The sequence below is a fragment of the Streptomyces sp. SCA2-17 genome, assembly GCF_044336695.1.
The window spans coordinates 6,333,834-6,350,606 of sequence record NZ_CP117521.1 but is presented as its reverse complement, the minus strand read 5'-3'; the positions used below and the strand labels follow the sequence as shown (position 1 = coordinate 6,350,606).

General features: G+C 73.6%; 16 protein-coding genes and 1 tRNA gene. 8 read left to right on the top strand and 9 right to left on the bottom strand.

Annotation, left to right across the window (positions count from 1 at the left end):
• Positions 1-35 precede the first annotated feature (35 nt).
• Positions 36-545, bottom strand: a complete 510-nt coding sequence (locus PS271_RS28175) for an O-acetyl-ADP-ribose deacetylase (protein WP_398385739.1) — start codon at positions 543-545, stop codon at positions 36-38.
• A gap of 47 nt (positions 546-592) precedes the next feature.
• Positions 593-961: a hypothetical protein gene (locus PS271_RS28170; RefSeq protein WP_398385737.1), complete on the bottom strand. Its 369-nt coding sequence runs from the start codon at positions 959-961 to the stop codon at positions 593-595.
• A gap of 269 nt (positions 962-1,230) precedes the next feature.
• Here PS271_RS28170 and PS271_RS28165 point away from each other — a divergent pair, with 269 nt between their 5' ends.
• On the top strand, positions 1,231-1,794 hold the full coding sequence (locus PS271_RS28165; RefSeq protein ID WP_398385735.1) for a hypothetical protein: 564 nt from the start codon (positions 1,231-1,233) through the stop codon (positions 1,792-1,794).
• Here the strand turns inward: PS271_RS28165 and PS271_RS28160 are convergent.
• Positions 1,738-2,679: a helix-turn-helix transcriptional regulator gene (locus PS271_RS28160; protein ID WP_398385734.1), complete on the bottom strand. Its 942-nt coding sequence runs from the start codon at positions 2,677-2,679 to the stop codon at positions 1,738-1,740. The genes PS271_RS28165 and PS271_RS28160 overlap by 57 nt on opposite strands.
• A gap of 129 nt (positions 2,680-2,808) precedes the next feature.
• On the opposite strand from PS271_RS28160, the gene PS271_RS28155 reads away from it, so the two are divergent.
• Positions 2,809-3,864, top strand: a complete 1,056-nt coding sequence (locus PS271_RS28155) for an NAD(P)-dependent alcohol dehydrogenase (RefSeq protein ID WP_398385733.1) — start codon at positions 2,809-2,811, stop codon at positions 3,862-3,864.
• Between the two features lie 229 nt (positions 3,865-4,093).
• A complete protein-coding gene (locus PS271_RS28150; RefSeq protein ID WP_398385731.1) occupies positions 4,094-4,885 on the top strand; it encodes a VOC family protein in 792 nt (263 codons plus the stop codon).
• Positions 4,886-4,961: 76 nt separating this feature from the next.
• Here PS271_RS28150 and PS271_RS28145 read toward each other — a convergent pair whose 3' ends face one another.
• Entirely contained in the window at positions 4,962-5,609 is a 648-nt protein-coding gene (locus PS271_RS28145) for a 50S ribosomal protein L25/general stress protein Ctc (protein ID WP_398385729.1), read from the bottom strand.
• Between the two features lie 285 nt (positions 5,610-5,894).
• Here PS271_RS28145 and PS271_RS28140 point away from each other — a divergent pair, with 285 nt between their 5' ends.
• Positions 5,895-8,039 carry a hypothetical protein gene (locus PS271_RS28140; RefSeq protein ID WP_398385728.1) on the top strand — a complete coding sequence of 715 codons (2,145 nt, stop codon included), beginning with the start codon at positions 5,895-5,897 and terminating at the stop codon, positions 8,037-8,039.
• 29 nt (positions 8,040-8,068) lie between these two features.
• On the opposite strand, the gene PS271_RS28135 is transcribed toward PS271_RS28140, so the two are convergent.
• Positions 8,069-9,100, bottom strand: coding sequence for a hypothetical protein (locus tag PS271_RS28135; protein ID WP_398385726.1), 1,032 nt, complete (start codon positions 9,098-9,100; stop codon positions 8,069-8,071).
• A gap of 190 nt (positions 9,101-9,290) precedes the next feature.
• Between PS271_RS28135 and PS271_RS28130 the strand changes: the two genes are divergently transcribed.
• Positions 9,291-11,045 carry an ABC transporter ATP-binding protein gene (locus PS271_RS28130; RefSeq protein ID WP_398385724.1) on the top strand — a complete coding sequence of 585 codons (1,755 nt, stop codon included), beginning with the start codon at positions 9,291-9,293 and terminating at the stop codon, positions 11,043-11,045.
• A 109-nt stretch (positions 11,046-11,154) separates the two neighbouring features.
• On the opposite strand, the gene PS271_RS28125 is transcribed toward PS271_RS28130, so the two are convergent.
• Positions 11,155-12,120: a serine/threonine dehydratase gene (locus PS271_RS28125; protein WP_398385723.1), complete on the bottom strand. Its 966-nt coding sequence runs from the start codon at positions 12,118-12,120 to the stop codon at positions 11,155-11,157.
• A gap of 62 nt (positions 12,121-12,182) precedes the next feature.
• On the opposite strand from PS271_RS28125, the gene PS271_RS28120 reads away from it, so the two are divergent.
• Together PS271_RS28120 and PS271_RS28115 are read left to right on the top strand one after the other, a co-directional pair.
• Positions 12,183-12,818 (top strand): TetR/AcrR family transcriptional regulator, encoded by a 636-nt coding sequence (locus PS271_RS28120; protein WP_398385721.1) that lies wholly within the window; start codon positions 12,183-12,185, stop codon positions 12,816-12,818.
• A gap of 82 nt (positions 12,819-12,900) precedes the next feature.
• The gene (locus PS271_RS28115; RefSeq protein ID WP_398385719.1) at positions 12,901-13,350 is read left to right on the top strand and encodes a winged helix-turn-helix transcriptional regulator; all 450 of its coding nucleotides are present in this window, start codon (positions 12,901-12,903) and stop codon (positions 13,348-13,350) included.
• 31 nt (positions 13,351-13,381) lie between these two features.
• On the opposite strand, the gene PS271_RS28110 is transcribed toward PS271_RS28115, so the two are convergent.
• A complete protein-coding gene (locus PS271_RS28110) occupies positions 13,382-14,776 on the bottom strand; it encodes an SDR family NAD(P)-dependent oxidoreductase (RefSeq protein ID WP_398385717.1) in 1,395 nt (464 codons plus the stop codon).
• 61 nt (positions 14,777-14,837) lie between these two features.
• Positions 14,838-14,910 (bottom strand) — tRNA-Ala (locus tag PS271_RS28105).
• 128 nt (positions 14,911-15,038) lie between these two features.
• Here PS271_RS28105 and PS271_RS28100 point away from each other — a divergent pair.
• Positions 15,039-15,245 (top strand): hypothetical protein, encoded by a 207-nt coding sequence (locus PS271_RS28100; RefSeq protein ID WP_398387097.1) that lies wholly within the window; start codon positions 15,039-15,041, stop codon positions 15,243-15,245.
• On the opposite strand, the gene PS271_RS28095 is transcribed toward PS271_RS28100, so the two are convergent.
• Positions 15,242-16,771, bottom strand: coding sequence for a hydrogenase large subunit (locus PS271_RS28095; RefSeq protein WP_398385716.1), 1,530 nt, complete (start codon positions 16,769-16,771; stop codon positions 15,242-15,244). The genes PS271_RS28100 and PS271_RS28095 overlap by 4 nt on opposite strands.
• Positions 16,772-16,773: the final 2 nt, after the last annotated feature.

Below are 16,773 nucleotides of genomic sequence, written 5' to 3'. Positions count from 1 at the left end.
GTCAGATGACCGACGCGGCGTGGACGAGCGGCAGATCACCCCACCTGCGCCGCGAACGCTTCGTACGCCCGCTCGTCGAAGAGGACGAAACGGACTTCCTGCACCTGTGTCTCCGTCTCCCGCACCGTCTCGACCGCGATGCGGGCCGCGTCCTCGACCGGCCAGCGGTAGACACCTGTGGAAATCGCCGGGAAGGCGACCGTCTTGGCACCCAGTTCGTCCGCCACGCGGAGGGACTCCCGGTGGCAGGACGCCAGCAACGCGGAGCGGTCCTCCTCCTGGGAGAAGACCGGGCCCACCGTGTGGATGACCCACTGAGCCGGGAGGTTGCCCGCTGTTGTGGCGACCGCCCGGCCCGTGGGGAGGCCCTTGCCGTAGTGGGAGGCGCGGAGGGCGCGGCAGGCGGTGAGGATGCCGGGGCCGCCCTTGCGGTGGATGGCGCCGTCGACGCCGCCGCCTCCGAGGAGTGAGGAGTTCGCGGCGTTGACGACGGCGTCGACGTGCTGTTCGGTGATGTCGCCCCGGACGAGAGTGATCATGGTCATGGGGCCATCCTCTCCCGTCCGGTCGGGCCGGACCGGGCCAGAGCGGGTCAGAGCGGGTAGCGCACGCTGCGGACCGGCGGGTCGGTCAGGGAGCGGCCGGGGCCGAGGGTGCGGGCGCCGCGGGTGCAGTGGCGGTCGGTGTAGTAGACGACGGTCCGGTTCGTGCCGTTGGTGAGCTTGCGGATCTTCGCGCGGTTCTCGGTGAGGAGGCTGAAGCACTTGCCGTCCTGCGGGTCCTTCTCGCTTCTGCTCACCCGCTCGGGGAGGCAGGCCACGCCGGGAATGCCGGTGCCCGCTTTGCAGCGTGAGTAGTCCACGCTCAGGGTGCCGTTCGCGGCGTGCGCCGCGGGCGTGGAGGCGAAGGAGGAGAGCAGGAGTACGGAGACGGCGGTGCCAAGGGCGCGGCGGATACGCACGGGATTCCTTTCGTGGTGGAGGGGCGGTGCGGTGCCTCCAGCTATCCACGGCCGCTGATCCATCCGGCGGAATCACTCGTCGGTGGGCGCGGCATTGCCACGCCTCCGCGATCTTGGAACAAGCGAGCGGGCGACCGGACGGTCTCGGCGCGATCTCGGGGTGGTCACGCTTCTTTCCGGATCGGGACATATTCATCGGCCGGTTTTGACGGCCCTCGATCAAAGTAGGTAAGCCTTGCCTAATTCTTTGCTCGTGCCCTGGAGGTCCCGTGTCCGTGCCACAGCTGCCGCATCCTCAGCCGCGGCCGCTCCGCCTGTACGACTCGTGGTGGACGGTCACGGCCGGCGCGCTCCTGGCGTGTGCGGGCCTGGCCGGCTGCCTCTGGGTCTCCCTGCACGTACGCACCGACCAGGTCCTGCACACCGGGGCCCTCTTCGTCCACCTCGCCTCCCTGGTGCTCGGCTTCGGCGCGGTGCTGGCCGCCGACTGGTTCGGGCTGCTGTGGATCACCCGGCGGCTCGCGCTCGCCGACGCCCTGGGCGCCGTCGGCCGCCTGCACGTGCCGGTCTGGGCCGGGCTGGCCGGGTTGCTGGTCAGCGGTGCCTTCCTGCACCCGGACCCGGCCTCGCCGCTGACCCGCATCAAGCTCGTGCTCGTCGTCGTCCTCACCCTCAACGGCCTTCAGGCCGGGGTGCTCACCCGGCGCCTGGCGCAGCAGTCCCCCGCCCCGCCGGGCCGCCGGATGCTGGCCTGGGGCGCCGGAACCGCCCTCGTCTCACAGGTGTGCTGGTGGGGTGCCGTCGTCATCGGGTTCGCCAACGCTCAGCACTGACGGCGGCCCGCCCCGTACGCCCCCACGCCCCTGCACGTCCGGGCTCTCCATCGCCCAACTCGCCAGGATCCGCAGGGACTCGGCGGAGGGCGAGCCCGGCTCGGCGTGGTAGGTGACCAGCTGCTGGTCCTGGTCCGCGGGGAGCACCAGCGTCTCGTACGAGAGGGTCAGCGGGCCCACCACGGGGTGGTGCAGCTTCTTGACGCCGAAGCCCTTGTCCTCCACGTTGTGGGCGGCCCACAGCGAGCGGAACTCCGGGCTCTTGACGGACAGCTCGCCGACGAGCGCGGCGAGGTGCGGGTCCTCGGGGCAGCGGCCGGCGTCGAGCCTGAGGAAGGCGACGACGTCGGCGGCCTTCTTCTCCCACTCGGTGTACAGCTCGCGGTTGGCCGGTCCCAGGAAGATCTGCCAGGCCAGGTTGCGCTGCCCGGCGGGCATCGCCTCGAAGTCGCCGAGGAGGGCGCGGGCCAGCCGGTTCCAGGCGATGATGTCCAGCCGGCGCCCGACCACGTAGGCCGGGGTGTTCTCCATGCTGTCCATGAGGTGCTGCACCGAGGGGCGCACGCGCTGCGGGCGGGCCGGGCGGCACGGGCGCGCCTTCTTCACGCTCGGGCGGACGAGGCGGGAGAGGTGTTCCCGCTCGGCGCCGGTGAGCCGCAGGGCGCCGGCGATCGCGTCCAGCACGGCCGTGGAGACGTTCTGGCCGTGCCCCTGTTCCAGGCGCGTGTAGTAAGCGACGCTCACGCCGGCGAGCTGGGCCAGCTCCTCGCGCCGCAGGCCCGGCACCCGGCGCCGCCCGCCGTAGGGCGTGAGGCCCACTTCGGCGGGCTGCAGGCGGGCCCGCCTGCTGCGGAGGAACTCGCTCAGTTCGGTGCGCTGGTCCATGCCCACCAGTATGCGGGGGTGCCGGGGCCCGCGAGAGGGCCCAGGGTGACACTCCCAGTGGTAGGAACGGCAAGCGTACGTTCGGCCGGGTTCTGGCTGGGTTTCGCGGGCCGCCGCATGCTGGCGGGCATGAACCACACCACTGTTCCCGCATACGCCGCCCCTTCGGCCAAGGCTCCTCTGGAGCGGATCACGATCCAGCGCCGGGAGCCGGGTGAGCACGACGTCCTCATCGAGATCAAGTACGCCGGCATCTGCCATTCCGACATCCACACCGTCCGCGGCGAGTGGGGCGACGACGGGCACTTCCCGCTCGCCCCGGGCCACGAGATCGCCGGTGTCGTGACCGCGACCGGCCCGGGCGTCACCCGCTACCGGGTCGGCGACCGCGTCGGCGTCGGCTGCTTCGTGGACTCCTGCCGCGAGTGCGACAACTGCACGGCCGGCCTCCAGCAGTACTGCACCGGCGAGCTCGGCAACGTCGGCACCTACGGCGCTACCGGCCGCGACGGGGAGATCACCCAGGGCGGCTACTCCACGCACGTCGTCGTGGACGAGAACTACGTCCTGCGCATCCCCGACGCCATCCCGCTGGACCGGGCGGCGCCCCTGCTGTGCGCCGGCATCACCCTCTACTCCCCGCTCGCGCACTGGCAGGCGGGGCCGGGCAAGAAGGTCGCGATCGTCGGCCTCGGCGGCCTCGGCCACATGGGCGTGAAGATCGCGCACGCGATGGGCGCGGAGGTCACCGTGCTCAGCCAGTCCCTGCGCAAGCAGGAGGACGGCCTGCGGCTGGGCGCCGGCCACTATTACGCGACCTCCGACCCGGCGACCTTCGAGGAGCTGGCGGGCACCTTCGACCTGATCGTCAACACGGTCTCGGCCGACGTCGACCTCAACGCGTACCTCGGCCTGCTCAAGACCGGCGGCACGCTCGTGCAGGTCGGCGCCCCGGAGAACCCGCAGCCGGTCGCCTCGTTCGCCCTGATCACCCGGCGCCGGTCCCTGGCGGGCTCGATGATCGGCGGCATCCCGGAGACCCAGGAGATGCTCGACTTCTGCGGCGAGCACGGCATCGGCGCCGACATCGAGCTGATCCGCGCCGAGCAGATCAACGAGGCGTACGAGCGGGTGCTGGCCAGCGACGTCCGCTACCGCTTCGTCATCGACGCCGCGACGATCTGACCCCTCGCACCGGTGCGGGGCGCTCCGTAAAGCCCGTCGCCCGCCCCGCACCGCGCCGGTAACGACTCCGCGCGCCGCCGGCCCCCGGCCATCGCGTCGCGCGGTGCTCCGGAAGCGGTGCAAGACTTGGGTCGCGTCGGGGGACGCCGAGCGCCGCGCCCGCGGTGACGGGGCGGGGCCTCGCGCGCATCCGTTGCCCCCGCGCGCATCCGCCGGAGGAGCACCCACCATGCTCAGCACTGATTTCGTGACCGGATCACCCAACTGGCTCGACCTCGGCAGCCCGGACACCGCGGCGTCCGCCGGGTTCTACGGAGCGGTCTTCGGCTGGGACGTCGCGTCCGCCGGGCCCGACACGGGCGGCTACGGCTTCTTCCAGCAGGACGGCAAGGACGTCGCGGCGCTCGGCCCGCTGACGGAGGAGGGCGCGAGCCCCGCGTGGACGGTGTACTTCCAGACGCCCGACGCCGACGCCACGGTCAAGGCGGCCGAGCAGGCCGGCGGCGCCGTACGGGTCGCGCCGACGGACGTCATGGACGCGGGCCGGCTGGCCTGTCTCACCGACCCGGGCGGCGCGGAGTTCGCCCTCTGGCAGCCCGGCGCCGTCAAGGGCCTGGAGAAGGTCTGCGAGCCCGGCACCCTGCTGTGGGTCGAGCTGCACACCGCGGACCCGGCGGCGGCCGGGGCCTTCTACCGCGCCCTGTTCGGCTGGGGCACGCAGGAGAAGGAGTTCTCCATCGGCACCTACACCCTGATCGCCACCGCCGGGGCGAGCGGCGACGACGCCGCGTTCGGCGGCATCGCACCCGCGCCCGAAGGGGGCGGGCCCGGCCGGGGCTCCCGCTGGATCCCGTACTTCCTGGTCACGGACACCGACGCCACCGTCGCCAAGGCGCAGGAGAGCGGCGGCTCGGTGGTCGCGCCCGCCCACGACGTGCCGGACGTGGGCCGGATCGCCTGGCTGGCCGACCAGTTCGGCGCGGTCTTCGGCGTCCTGAAGCCGCTGCCGCGCGCCGCCTGACCCGCCGGTCCGGGGCGCGGCGCGCGCCCCGGACCGGACCCGGCCGGCGCCCCGGTCCGCCCCGCCGCAAGACCGCTCAGCCGCCGCCCTCGCCCTCGGGGGCGGCGGCGCCCTCCTCCTCCGGGGCCCCTTCGGCCGCCACCGCTGCTTCCTCCTCCTCGGCTTCCTCCTCCTCGACCGGCTCGGTCTGGGCCGCGACGATCTGGAGGACGGCGTCCTCGCCGTCGACCGCGAGGCTGGTGCCGCGCGGCAGGGGGATGTCCTTGGCGTGGATGGTGTGCCCGGCCTCCAGTCCCTCGATGGAGATCGTGACGCCCTCCGGGATGTGCGTGGCCTCGGCCTCGACCGGGAGGGCGTTGAGGATGTACTCCAGCAGGTTGCCGCCGGGGGCGAGCTCGCCCTCGGTGTGGATCGGGATGTCCACCGTGACCTTCTCGCCCTTCTTGACGATCAGCAGGTCCACGTGGACGAGGAAGCCGCGGATGGCCTCGCGCTGGACGGCCTTGGGGATGACGAGCTCCTTCTTGCCGTCGACGTCCAAGTTGATCAGGACGTTCGGGGTCCGCAGGGCCATCAGCAGCGCGTGCCCGTTCACCGACACGTGCCGCGGGTCGGCGCCGTGGCCGTAGATGACGCAGGGGACCTTGTCCTCCCTGCGGATCCGGCGGGCGGCACCCTTGCCGAAGTCGGTGCGCGTCTCGGCGGTCAGCTTCACTTCGGCCATGCCTGCACTCCTCGCGGTTCGGTCGTCTGAAGATGTGTTAACCGCAGGCCGGAAAGGTGCCTCCGCGGCTACTCCGTACGGGAGCGATATCGGGCGGTTTTCCTTCTGATGGCAGAACCGGCGGCAATGGCGGACGCACCGCGCGCCCGGGTGCGCATCGCCGTATCCGGAATCCGTCCGCCCACGCCGGGGCGATCGGGCAGACTTTGCGGGCACCGTCCAGCACCTTCCAGCACCGTCCAGCGCGAGACCCCGTCACACCGTTGTGAACCCGAGGGGACACCCATGAGCGGTATACGAAGATTCAGCCGGAGAGCCCTGTTACGCACCGGCCTGGGGGTGAGCGGCGGAGCGCTCGCCGCACAGCTCCTGCCCGCTTTCCCCGGTGCCCGGGCGGGCGCAGCGCCCGCCTGGGCACCGGCCGCGGCCCGGCAGGGGCTCTTCCCCGAGTGGAGCCGCTACGCCCGGCTGGCCGACGGCACCTTCGACGAGGACGCCGACCCGCTCCGCGACATGAAGCCCGTGATCACGGCGCTGAAGGCGCAGAACGTCAGCGTCATCGAGCTCGACACGGTCCTGTCGAACTGGCTGACGCCCGCCGAGTTCACCGAGCACATGGGCAAGGTCAAGAGCTTCGTGGAGCTGGCGCACGCCGCCGGGATCCGCGTGGTCATGTACTACCCGTCGCTGGAGCTCATCAGCGTCGGCGGCGAGAAGGGCCGGTCGTTCTACAAGGACGGCGAGGGGAAGTCGTGGGTGCAGCGCTCCCTCGACGGCAAGCCGAACGTCTTCTACGGCAGCCTGGTCGTCTGGGTCGACCCCGGCGACGAGAGCTGCTGGCTCAGCCCCAACTCCCCCTGGCGCGACTACTACCTCGGCCGTATCAAGGCTCTCGCCGCCACGGGCGTGGACGCCATCTGGCCGGACGTGCCGATCTACTTCGACGGGGCGCTGAGCTGGTGCGACGGCTCTGCCTGGGCCGCGGACGCCTTCAAGGCCGACACCGGTCTGGCGCTGCCCGCGAAGGCCGACTTCTCCAGCCCGCCCTTCCGCCGCTACGTGGAGTGGCGGCACCGCAACCTCAACCAGTGGCAGCTCGACATCGCCGCCGCCGGCCGCTCGGTCAACCCGGACCTGGTCACCTTCGTCGAGACGGTGAGCATGGACTACCAGTACGCCACGCTGGTCGGCCTCGACGGGGCGTACCTGCGCAAGGCGGAGGGCGTGAGCCACGTCTGGGAGGTGGACATCCTCGGCAACTACGACGGGATGCGCCACGCCACGGCGACGGACTGGACCTGTCTGATCTCGATGTACAAGTACGCGCGCGCCGCGAGCGGGACGAAGCCCGCGTGGGCGTTCTCGTACGGCTGGAAGGCCGACGACGCCTCGCTGGTGATGGCCGAGCTGCTGGCGGCGGGCTGCAATCCGTACGAGGTCAAGAGCCCGTTCAAGAACGAGACCACCGACAAGGCGATGCGCACCCGCATGTACGCCTTCGTCGCGGCCAACCAGGCGAAGCTGTACGACGCGGTGCCGGCGGCCGAGGTCGGCGTCTACCACTCCTCGGCCTCCCGGGACTTCGTCAGCCCCTCCGCCGGCACGGGCATGTACGCCAACGCGAAGGCGCCGTCGGGGGTCAAGGACTGGTGGGCGTCGGGCAGCGCGGAGGAGAGCTGCACGTCCCAGGCGTGGCTGGGCGAGTTCCGCGGCACGGTCAAGGCGCTGGTGTACGCCCACATCCCCTTCGGCACCGTCCCGAGCCCGCACCTGTCCGCCGCCGACCTCGCCCCGTACCGCGTCCTGATGCTGCCGAACCTCCAGGCCGTCTCCGACGCCGAGGCCGCGGTCCTGCGGGAGTACGTGGCGGGCGGCGGGACGGTCGTCATCACGGGCCCCGTGCCGACCGGGCTCGACGAGCTCGGCACGGCCCGCGGCGAGTACGCGCTGGCCGACGTGCTCGGGTTCCGCAAGGGCGACGCGCTGCCGGCGAGCAAGCAGAATCGATTCGGCGCGGGGACGTGCTGGTACGTCAAGAACCTGGCCGGCCACAGCTACCTCGCGAAGACGGACCAGGCGAGCGCCGACCAGCTGCTCGCGCCGGTACGGGCGGCGGCGCCGCCCGCGGTGGAGCTCACGGGCGACCGGCGCATCCACATGGAGGTGAGCCGGCTCGGCGCCGACACGGTCGTCCATCTGGTCAACTTCACCTGCTTCGGTGACAGCCCGGCGGCCTTCAGGACCACGCCGGCCGCGTGCTCGGTCGCGCTGAAACTGCCCGCGGACAAGCAGGTGCTGGCCGCCACGGTGAGCTCGCCGGACGGGGCCTCGCCGGCTCCGCAGCCGGTCGCCTGGCAGACGGCGGGCGAGACCGCCACCATGTCCCTGACGGTGTCCCAGTACTCCCTGCTGACCGTCACCACCGGCTGACTGCCGTGACCAGCTGACCGGGCCCGCTCTCAGGGCCCGTCGGTTCCGGGGGCGGGGATCCGCCACAGCGAGGCCGGCCGGTCCTCGTCCCCCGGGTGGGACTCGAAGGCGATCCACCGCCCGTCCGGCGACCAGCTCGGCGCGCCGTCGTAGTCCGCGCCGCGCGTGGTCACCCGGACGGGGCGCCCGCCGGCGGCCGGGATCACGAAGATCTGCGGCACCTCCAGGCCGCCGGCGGTGGAGGAGAAGACCACCGACCTGCCGTCCGGCGACCAGCTCGGGTCGGTGTGCTCCCCCGGGCCGTCGGTGAGCCGCCGCAGGCCGCTGCCGTCGGCGTCCATCACGTACAGCGCCCACGCGTCCGCGCCGCGCTCGCGGCGCTGGAAGACCAGCCGGTCGCCCTTGGGCGACCAGTTGGGCTGGCGGTTGTCCGTGCCGGTGGCGGGGCCGTCCAGGAGGCGGGTGCGCCCCGTGCCGTCCCTGCGGACCTTCCAGAGGGAGCCGAGCGCGCTGCCGCCGTCCCCCGCCCCCTTCTCCCGGATCTCCTGGAAGACGATCCACGACCCGTCGGGCGAGAAGCTGGGCTCCAGGTAGCCGGAGTCACCGCCGTGCTCGGTGACGCGGGAGGGGCGGCCTCCGGGGGGCATCACCCACACCTCGTCGCGGCCGCCCGCCCGGTCCGAGGCGAAGGCCACCCCGGCCGAGGGGTGCCAGCTGGAGCCGGGCAGGTTGACCGCGGCCTTGTCGGCCTCGTCGAGCAGGGTGCCGGGGCGGCCGGGGGCGCCGCCGCCGTGCAGCGGGAGCACGCGCAGCGCGGCGGCGCCCTCGTTGTAGCCGTCCTCGAAGAGCGTGAAGAGCACGGACTTGCCGTCCGGCGAGAAGGCGGGGTTCTGCGCGCTGGCGTGCCCCTTGCCCCGGTAGAGGAGCTCCGCGCCGTCGGACCGGCCGGCCAGCCGCCCGTCGGACGGGTCCGGCGGCCGCGGCCCCTCGGAGCTGCTGCACGCCGCCAGGGCGAGGGCGGCCAGGAACGCTGCGACGTAGACGTACAGGCGACTGCGCACCCGGCCGACCCTAGTGGCTCCGGCGCGCGCCGGAAGGCGGAACGGCGCAAGGCGGCGTACACCCGTGCGGGCCACCCGTCCGGGCCCGGCAGCGCGCCGGATTGCCCGCGGCACCGGCCGGTGCCGACCATGGAGTCGCCGACTGACGCTACGTCAATCGGCGGCAGCGCCCCGTCGGCTGGGAGCACTCATGAAGGACCCGTCCACGGCGCACCGGCAGCTGCTGTTGCGGTTCTTCCGCGGGTTCGGCGCCCCCTACCGCCGGCTGCTCGCCCTCGGGGTCGGGCTGCGGCTCTGCGAGACGGCCGCGGACCTGGTGACGCCCTGGCCGGTCGCCGCCGTCATCGACCACGTCCTCGGGTCGGGCGGCTCGCGCAACCCCCTCGGCTCCCTGCTGGACGTCCTCGGCACGGACCGGACCGCCATGCTCACCGCGGCGGCCGCCCTGGTCGTGCTGGTGGCGCTGGTGTCGGCCGCCTTCGACTACGCGGGCGACCGGCTGATGAACGGCGTGGGCGAGCGGATGAGCGCAGCGATCCGCCGCGAGACGTTCGCGCACCTGCAACGGCTGCCGCTGAGCTATCACGACCGGGGGACCGTGGGCGGGTCCACGAGCCGGGTGATCACCGACTGCGGGAACGTCAAGGACGGCCTGGTGGCGTTCTGTTCGGTGCTCTTCCCCGGCGTGCTCTCGGTCACCGGCTACGCGGCCGCGCTGCTCCTGCTCGACTGGCGGTTCGGGCTGATCGGCGCCGCGGTCGTCCCGGCGGTCCTGCTCCTCGGCGTGCGCAACCGGCGGCGCGGCCACCGGGCGGCGCGGCGGCGCCGGGAGGCGGAGGGCGAGCTGACGGCTCTGGTCGCCGAGGCGTTGCAGGGCATCCGGACGGTGCACGCCTTCGGCCGGCACGGCGTGCACGACCGGGACTTCGCGGCGCGCAGCGGCGGCGTGCTGAGCGCGGGCCTGGAGGCCGTGGACGTCCAGGCCCGCCGGGCGCCGCTGCTGGAGTCGGTGACGGCCGCCGGGACGGCGGCGCTGCTGTGGGTGGGCGGGGTGGGAGTGCTGCGCGGGTGGTGGAGTACGGGCCATCTCGTGGTCGCGATCGGCTATCTGACGGGCATGGTGGCCCCGCTGCGGGCCCTGTCGAAGCTCTCCGGCACCTTCGCCCAGGGGCAGGCGTCGGCGGAGCGCATCGCCGAGGTCCTCGCCGAGCCGTGCCCGCTGCGGGCGCCGGTGCGAGCCGCCGCGCGCGGCCTGCCACCCCGTGCGCGGGGCCGGGTCGACTTCGCCGGGGTGTCGATGGACTACGGCGACCGGCGCGCGCTGCACCGCCTCGACCTGAAGATCGCCGCCGGTGAGCGGATCGCCCTCACCGGGCCGAACGGCGCGGGCAAGTCGACGGCGCTCGCGCTGGTCGCGGGCCTGTACCGGCCCACGCGCGGCACGGTGAGCATCGACGGGACGGCGACGGCCGACCTGCCGGAGGAGTGGCTGCGCCGCCAGGTGACGGCCGTGCTTCAGGAGACGTTCCTGTTCGCGGGGACGGTCGCCGACAACATCCGCTACGCGCGGCCGGACGCGAGTCCGCGGGAGGTCCGCGCGGCCGCGGACGCGGCACTGGTGACGGCGTTCACCGACGGCTTCCCCGACGGGCTCGGCACGCGGCTCGGCGACTGCGGCGGCGGCCTGTCGGGCGGTCAGCGCCAGCGGGTGGGCATCGCCCGCGCGCTGCTCGCCGACGCCCCGATCGTGCTGCTGGACGAGCCGACGTCGGGCCTGGACGCGGAGGCGGAACGGCTGGTGGTGGCCGCGCTGGGGAGGCTGGTGGCGGACCGGACGGTGGTCATGGTCACGCACAGGCCGGCGCTGCTGGAGACGGCGACGGGGGTGGTGACGCTGGAGGCGGCCGGGCCGGGGGCGGCTGGGCGGCGGCCGGAGGGACGGTGAGGAGGCTCCATGCCGGTACGTACTGACGCGGCGTTCGGCGCATCGGCCGGTCCGGGCACGCCGGTCCCGGCCGTAAGCCGCGGTGAACCTCCGGCCGGCCGGCCGGCGGTTACCGGCCCTGGACCAGGTCCGCCGGGTCCGTGTTGGCGCCGCAGAGGATGACGGCGATCGTTTCGCCCTCGGCCGGCTCGTAGGCGCCGGCGAGGGCGGCGAGGGCCGTGGCGCCCGCCGGTTCGACCACGATGCGGCGCTCGTCCCACAGGGACTGCCGCGCGGCGGTGATCGCCTCGTCCGATACGAGGAGGGAAGTGACGTCCGGCCGGCGGGCGGCGGCCAGGGCCGCCTCGGAGACGCGGCGGGCTCCGAGGGCGTCCGCCGCGACCGAGTCGACGGTGACGTCGACGACCCGCCCCGCTTCGAGGGCGGCGTTGAGCGCCCGGCTGCCGGTGGGCTCGACGGCGACCGTCCGTATGCCGTGGTGGCGCGCGGCGGCCGCGACGCCGGCGAAGAGCCCGCCGCCGCCGACCGCGACGACGACCGTGTCGAGGCCGGGGACGCCGGCGCGGATCTCGTCGAGGAGGGTTCCCGCGCCCGCGGCGATCAGCGGGTGGTCGTAGGCGTGGCTCGCGAGGGCGCCGGTCGTGCGCGTGAACTCCTCGCAGGCGGCGAGCGCCTCGGCGTACTCCGTGCCGACGAGGCGGACGTCGGCGCCGTAGCCGCGCAGCCGGGCGACCTTCACCCGCGGGGCGTTCCCGGGCAGGAAGACGGTCGCGGGCAGGCCCTGCTGCCGGGCGGCCCAGGCGCAGGCCAGTCCGGCGTTGCCGCCGGAGGCGATGGTGACGCCGGCGTCGGGCAGGGTGCCGGCCTCGCGGTGGGCAGCGAGGAAGTTCCAGGCGCCGCGCGCCTTGAAGGACCCGGTGTGCTGCATGAACTCCAGGGCGAGCCACACGTTCGCGCCGCGGCCGTCGCTCCGGTCGGCCGGGGTGACGGCGACGGGGCGGGTGCGGCCGGCGATGCGGGCCGCGGCCTTCTCGACGTCGCCGTATGCGACACCGCCGTGGGTGAGGTCGTGCACGGGTTCTCTCCTCGGAGCGCAGGCGGCCAGCGTATGTAACAGCGTACGATACGCTGTCTCACATGCCGCGGCAATCTCCCTCCCTCGCCCGGGCGACCCCGGAACTCATCGCCCGCACCGCCCTCGCGATCATCGACGAGGAGGGCCCCTCCGCCCTCAGCTTCCGCTCCCTCGCCGAGCGGCTGGGCGTCTCCCACGCGACGATCCACCGCCGCTGCACGGACCTGGGCGGCCTGATCGACCTGTGCACCGACCACCTCGCCGCGGGGCTGCCCGAGATCCCGCCGGGCACACCCTGGGCCGAGGCCACGGAGCGGCGCTTCACGGCGCTGTACGAGCTGCTCACCGCGCACCCGGGGCTGGTCGCCCTGCGCGGCTCTCGCCCCTGGCTCAGCCCTCAGCTGCTGGCCCGCCTGGTCGAGCCCGCGCTCGCCGACAGCGTCGCTGCGGGGATGACGCCGGAGCAGGCGTTCCGCACCTACCGGCGGATGTACCTGCTCACCCTCGGCAGCGCCACCTTCGTCGACCACCGCGACCCCGCCCGCACCGCCCGGAGCACCCGCACCGCGCTGGCCGCGCTCGACCCCGCGCGGTTCCCCGTCCTGACGGGCGGCATGGCCGCCGTCCTGCCCGTCATGACGGACCATGAGGTCTACTACGGAGCGTTGCGGCAGCTGATCGAGGCGGCGCACCCCTGAGCCTCATGGGTCGGTTGGTGAGATGGATGTGCTCCACCGGAAGGCTTGGGGAAGCAAATCCGGCTGCTCTACGATGGGGAACATGACGAAGCCGCGCCCCTGTTCGATCGCCGACGCGCTCGGTGTGGTCGGCGAGAAGTACTCCCTGCTGGTGCTGCGTGAGGTCTTCTTCGGAGTCCGGCGCTTCGACGCGATCGCCCGCAACACCGGGGCCCCGCGCGACATCCTGGCCTCACGGCTGCGGCGCCTGGTGGAGGCGGGAGTGCTGGAAAAGGTTCCCTACAGCGAACGGCCGGCGCGCTTCGAGTACTGCCCCACCGCGTCCGGGCACGATCTGCGTCCCGTCCTCATCATGCTGATGAGCTGGGGCGACCGGCATCTGGCGGACCTGCCGCCGACGGTGTTCGAGCACTCCTGCGGCTCCGACCTCGACCCGGCCGTCGTCTGCCGCTGCTGCGGCGAGGAGGTCGACGGCGCGGCGATCACCGCACGCTTCCAGGTGCCGGGCTGGAGCGTGGAGGGCGCGGCCTGACGGGCCCCGGGCACCGGGAGCCGGATCCCGTTCACCAGTCGGCGACGCGGTAGTCCTTGAGATGGACGCCTGACACCGGGTCGCCCGCCTCACCGCGCACGATCGGGTCGTAGACGCGGGCCGCGCCGTCCACGATGTCCAGCGGGGTACGGAAGCCGTGCGCGGCCATCCACTCCTTCTTCGGCGCCGGGTTCTCGTCGGTGATCCAGCCGGTGTCGACGCTGCACATGTGGACGCCCCGGGCAGCGAGTTCGTGGCCGCTGGTGCGGGTGAGCATGTTGAGCGCGGCCTTGGCCATGTTGGTGTGCGGGTGCCCCGCGGACTTGTTGCGCACGGCGAAGCGGCCTTCGACCGCGGTCACGTTGACCACGTAGCGGCGCGGGTGCGGGGAGGCCAGCAGGAGCGGCAGCAGCCGGTCGCACAGGAGCGCGGGGGCGAGCGCGTTGACCAGCTGCGTCTCCAGCAGCTCCGCGGGATCCAGCTCCCCGATGCGCACGGACCAGGAGTTGGCCGCGGAGCGGTCCGGCACCAGCCCGGCCTCGTCCACCTCTCCGGCGGACGGCAGGACGAGCCCGAGCGCCGCCGACGCGCCCGCGCCGTGCCCGCTCCCCTCCAGCGCGTACGGCGTCCGGAAGCCGGGTGCCTCCCACACGTCCGCTCCCGCCGGGCCGGCGGGCAGGGCGCGCGACTCCCCCGCGATCAGCGGCGCGTAGGCGCCGGGCGGGCGGCGGATGGTCTGCGCGGCGTTGTTGACGAGGACGTCCAGCGGCCGGCCCTCCGCCCTCAGCCGCTCGCACAGCCCGAGCACCTGCCGGGGGTCGCGCAGGTCGATCCCGATCACGGTGAGCCGGTCCAGCCACGCCTCGCTGCCCTCGGCCGCGCGGAAACGGCGGACGGTGTCGCGCGGGAAGCGGCTGGTGACCAGCAGCTCGGCGCCGTCGCGCAGCATCATCAGGGCGAGCTGGAAACCGATCTTGACCCGGCCGCCGGTGAGCAGCGCCAGGCGGCCCGTCAGATCGGTGCGCAGGCCCCGCCGCCGGGCGTTGTCGGCGGCGCATTCCGGGCAGAGCAGGTGGTAGAAGGCGTCGGCCCGGCTGTAGGGGGTCTTGCAGACGTAGCAGCGCCGGGGGCGGCCGTAGGTGCCCGGGGTGCCGGGGGTGCTCAGGGGCGCGTCCTCGCGGCGGTCGAGGGCGCCGGTCGCGGTGGCGGCGACCACGGCGGCGTCGGCGGCGTTCTGTTCCTGCCGGCGGACCTTGCGGCGGTGGTGCCGTCCCTCGCGTGCGAACGAGGAGGCGACGTGCTCGGCGCGCAGGCGCACCGGGTCGTCGGCGGGGAGCTGCCGCAGCTTGCCGACCGTGCGGTCGAAGGCGGCCAGCTCCTCCTCGGTGATGCCGGTGCTGCCGGTGTCGCCGGCACTGACCTCCACGTCCGTGTTCCCCGCCCCGCGGCGGGGCCCGGCCCCGCCTCCGCTCCTGCACGACAAACTGCCCGTCCGGCCGGAATCGAACCGGCGTCCTCCGTCATGCAATGACGGCGCGCCTGCCTCTGCGCTACGGACGGGCATTGGCCAGAACCTTACCGATTTCCGGGGCGACGGCAAAAACGGTTTCGGGAGGCGGTGCCTCCGCCGAGGGGGCGCCCGCCGGGCGAAACGGCTCTAGACTTCAAGGAATCACCTGTTCGTGCCCATGGTGCTGGGGGCCGTCGTGAGCGAATTCGCCGAGGCCATGCGACAGCGCGTGCGGCAGGCCCGGGAGGCCCTCGCGGCGGCGGAATCCGACGGTGACGCCTACGAGATCGCGGTCGCGGAGGACGAGCTGGAGGACGCCCTGCGCCTGGCCCGCGGTCACGGTCTCGATCCCGGCGACGGGGCGTCCCAGGCGGCCGTGCCCTAGAGGTCGTTGCCCGCGTACGACAGATTGAAGCTCTTGTTGGCCAGGGGGAAGTCGGGGACGATCGTGTCCGCCAGCGCCACGGGCAGGGCGGGCCAGTTGAAGAACGACGGGTCGACGGTCTTGACCCGGGTGAGCGTCTCCTCCGCGCCGAGTTCGACCCGCGTCGTGATCGTGCCGCGCCAGCCCTCCACGATCCCGACCCCGGCGCGGCGGGTGCTGCGGGCGAACAGCGGCGGCCAGGCGAGCGAGGTCCCCGTGGTCCGGCCCGCTTCCAAGCCGGCCGCGAGCCGCTCGGCCGTCGCCAGCGAGGCCTCCGCCTCCTCGGCCCGCACGAGGAAGCGGGCCAGGACGTCACCGGTGGTGTGGACGGGGATGGTCAGCACTCCCCCATGGTCGTGGAAGGGGTGGCTCGCGCGCGCGTCGGCGGACAGGCCGCTGGCCCGGGCGACGTAGCCGAGGCAGCCCAGGTCGCGGGCCGCGGTGATGTCGAGGCGGGCGGTGCCGGTGAAACGGTCGCGCACGGTGGTGTGGCCGAGGGCGAGGGTGACGATGTCGCGGATCTCCCGGCCCAGTTCCCGCAGTCGCGCCGGGCCGGGCACGGCGCGCAGCACGGAGCCGCCGGGCACGACGCCGCCGCGCAGCAGCCGGTGCCCGGTGACCTCCTGGTTGAGGCGCAGCAGGCGTTCGCGGACGTGCTGGGCGCGGGCGTGCAGGATGCCGTGGCCGACGTCGTTGCAGAGCGCGCCGAGGTCGGCGACGTGGTTGTGGAGGCGTTCGAGTTCGAGGAGGAGGGCGCGGGCGCGGCGGGCGTCGAGGGGGACGTGGGCGCCCGTGGCCTCCTCCACGGCGAGGCAGTAGGCCAGCGCGTGGCCGACGGCGGTGTCGCCGCTGATGCGCTCGGCGAGCGGCAGGCCCTGGTCGGGAGTGCGGCCTTCGAAGAGCTTCTCGATGCCTTTGTGGACGAACCACAGCCGGGCCTTGAGCTTGATGATCGTCTCGCCGACGACGGAGAAGCGGAAGTGACCGGGTTCGATGATGCCGGCGTGGACGGGGCCGACGGGGATCTCGTAGACGCCCTCCCCCTCGACCTCCAGGAAGGGGTAGGGGCCCTCGGGTTCGGCGAAGGGCGGGGGCGGGCCGGCGTCGGGATGCATCGGATACCAGCCGCGGGGCCAGTGGAAGTGGCGCACGAGGCGGTGCGGGAGGGGGTGGCCGACGGGGACGATGCCGTGCAGGTCGCGCATCTCACGCTCGAAGCGGCCGGCGGGGAAGGAGAGGTGGGCGAGGGTGGGGACTTCGGGAGCCTTGGGGTCGAGGCGGACGTGGAGTTCGGTGCGGGTGTCGGGCGGGCCGGCGACGAAGAGGTAGACGACGCGGACGGCCCGGCCGCCGGGTTCGTCGGGGCTGTCGTGGTGGGCGGCGACGAGGGCGAGGCGGTGGCCGGCGACGAGGAGGTCGGCGGCCCTGCCGGGCAGTTCGGCGGGGCCGATGTCGGTGACGGTGCGGTGTGCGGTGGCCGGTTGCATGC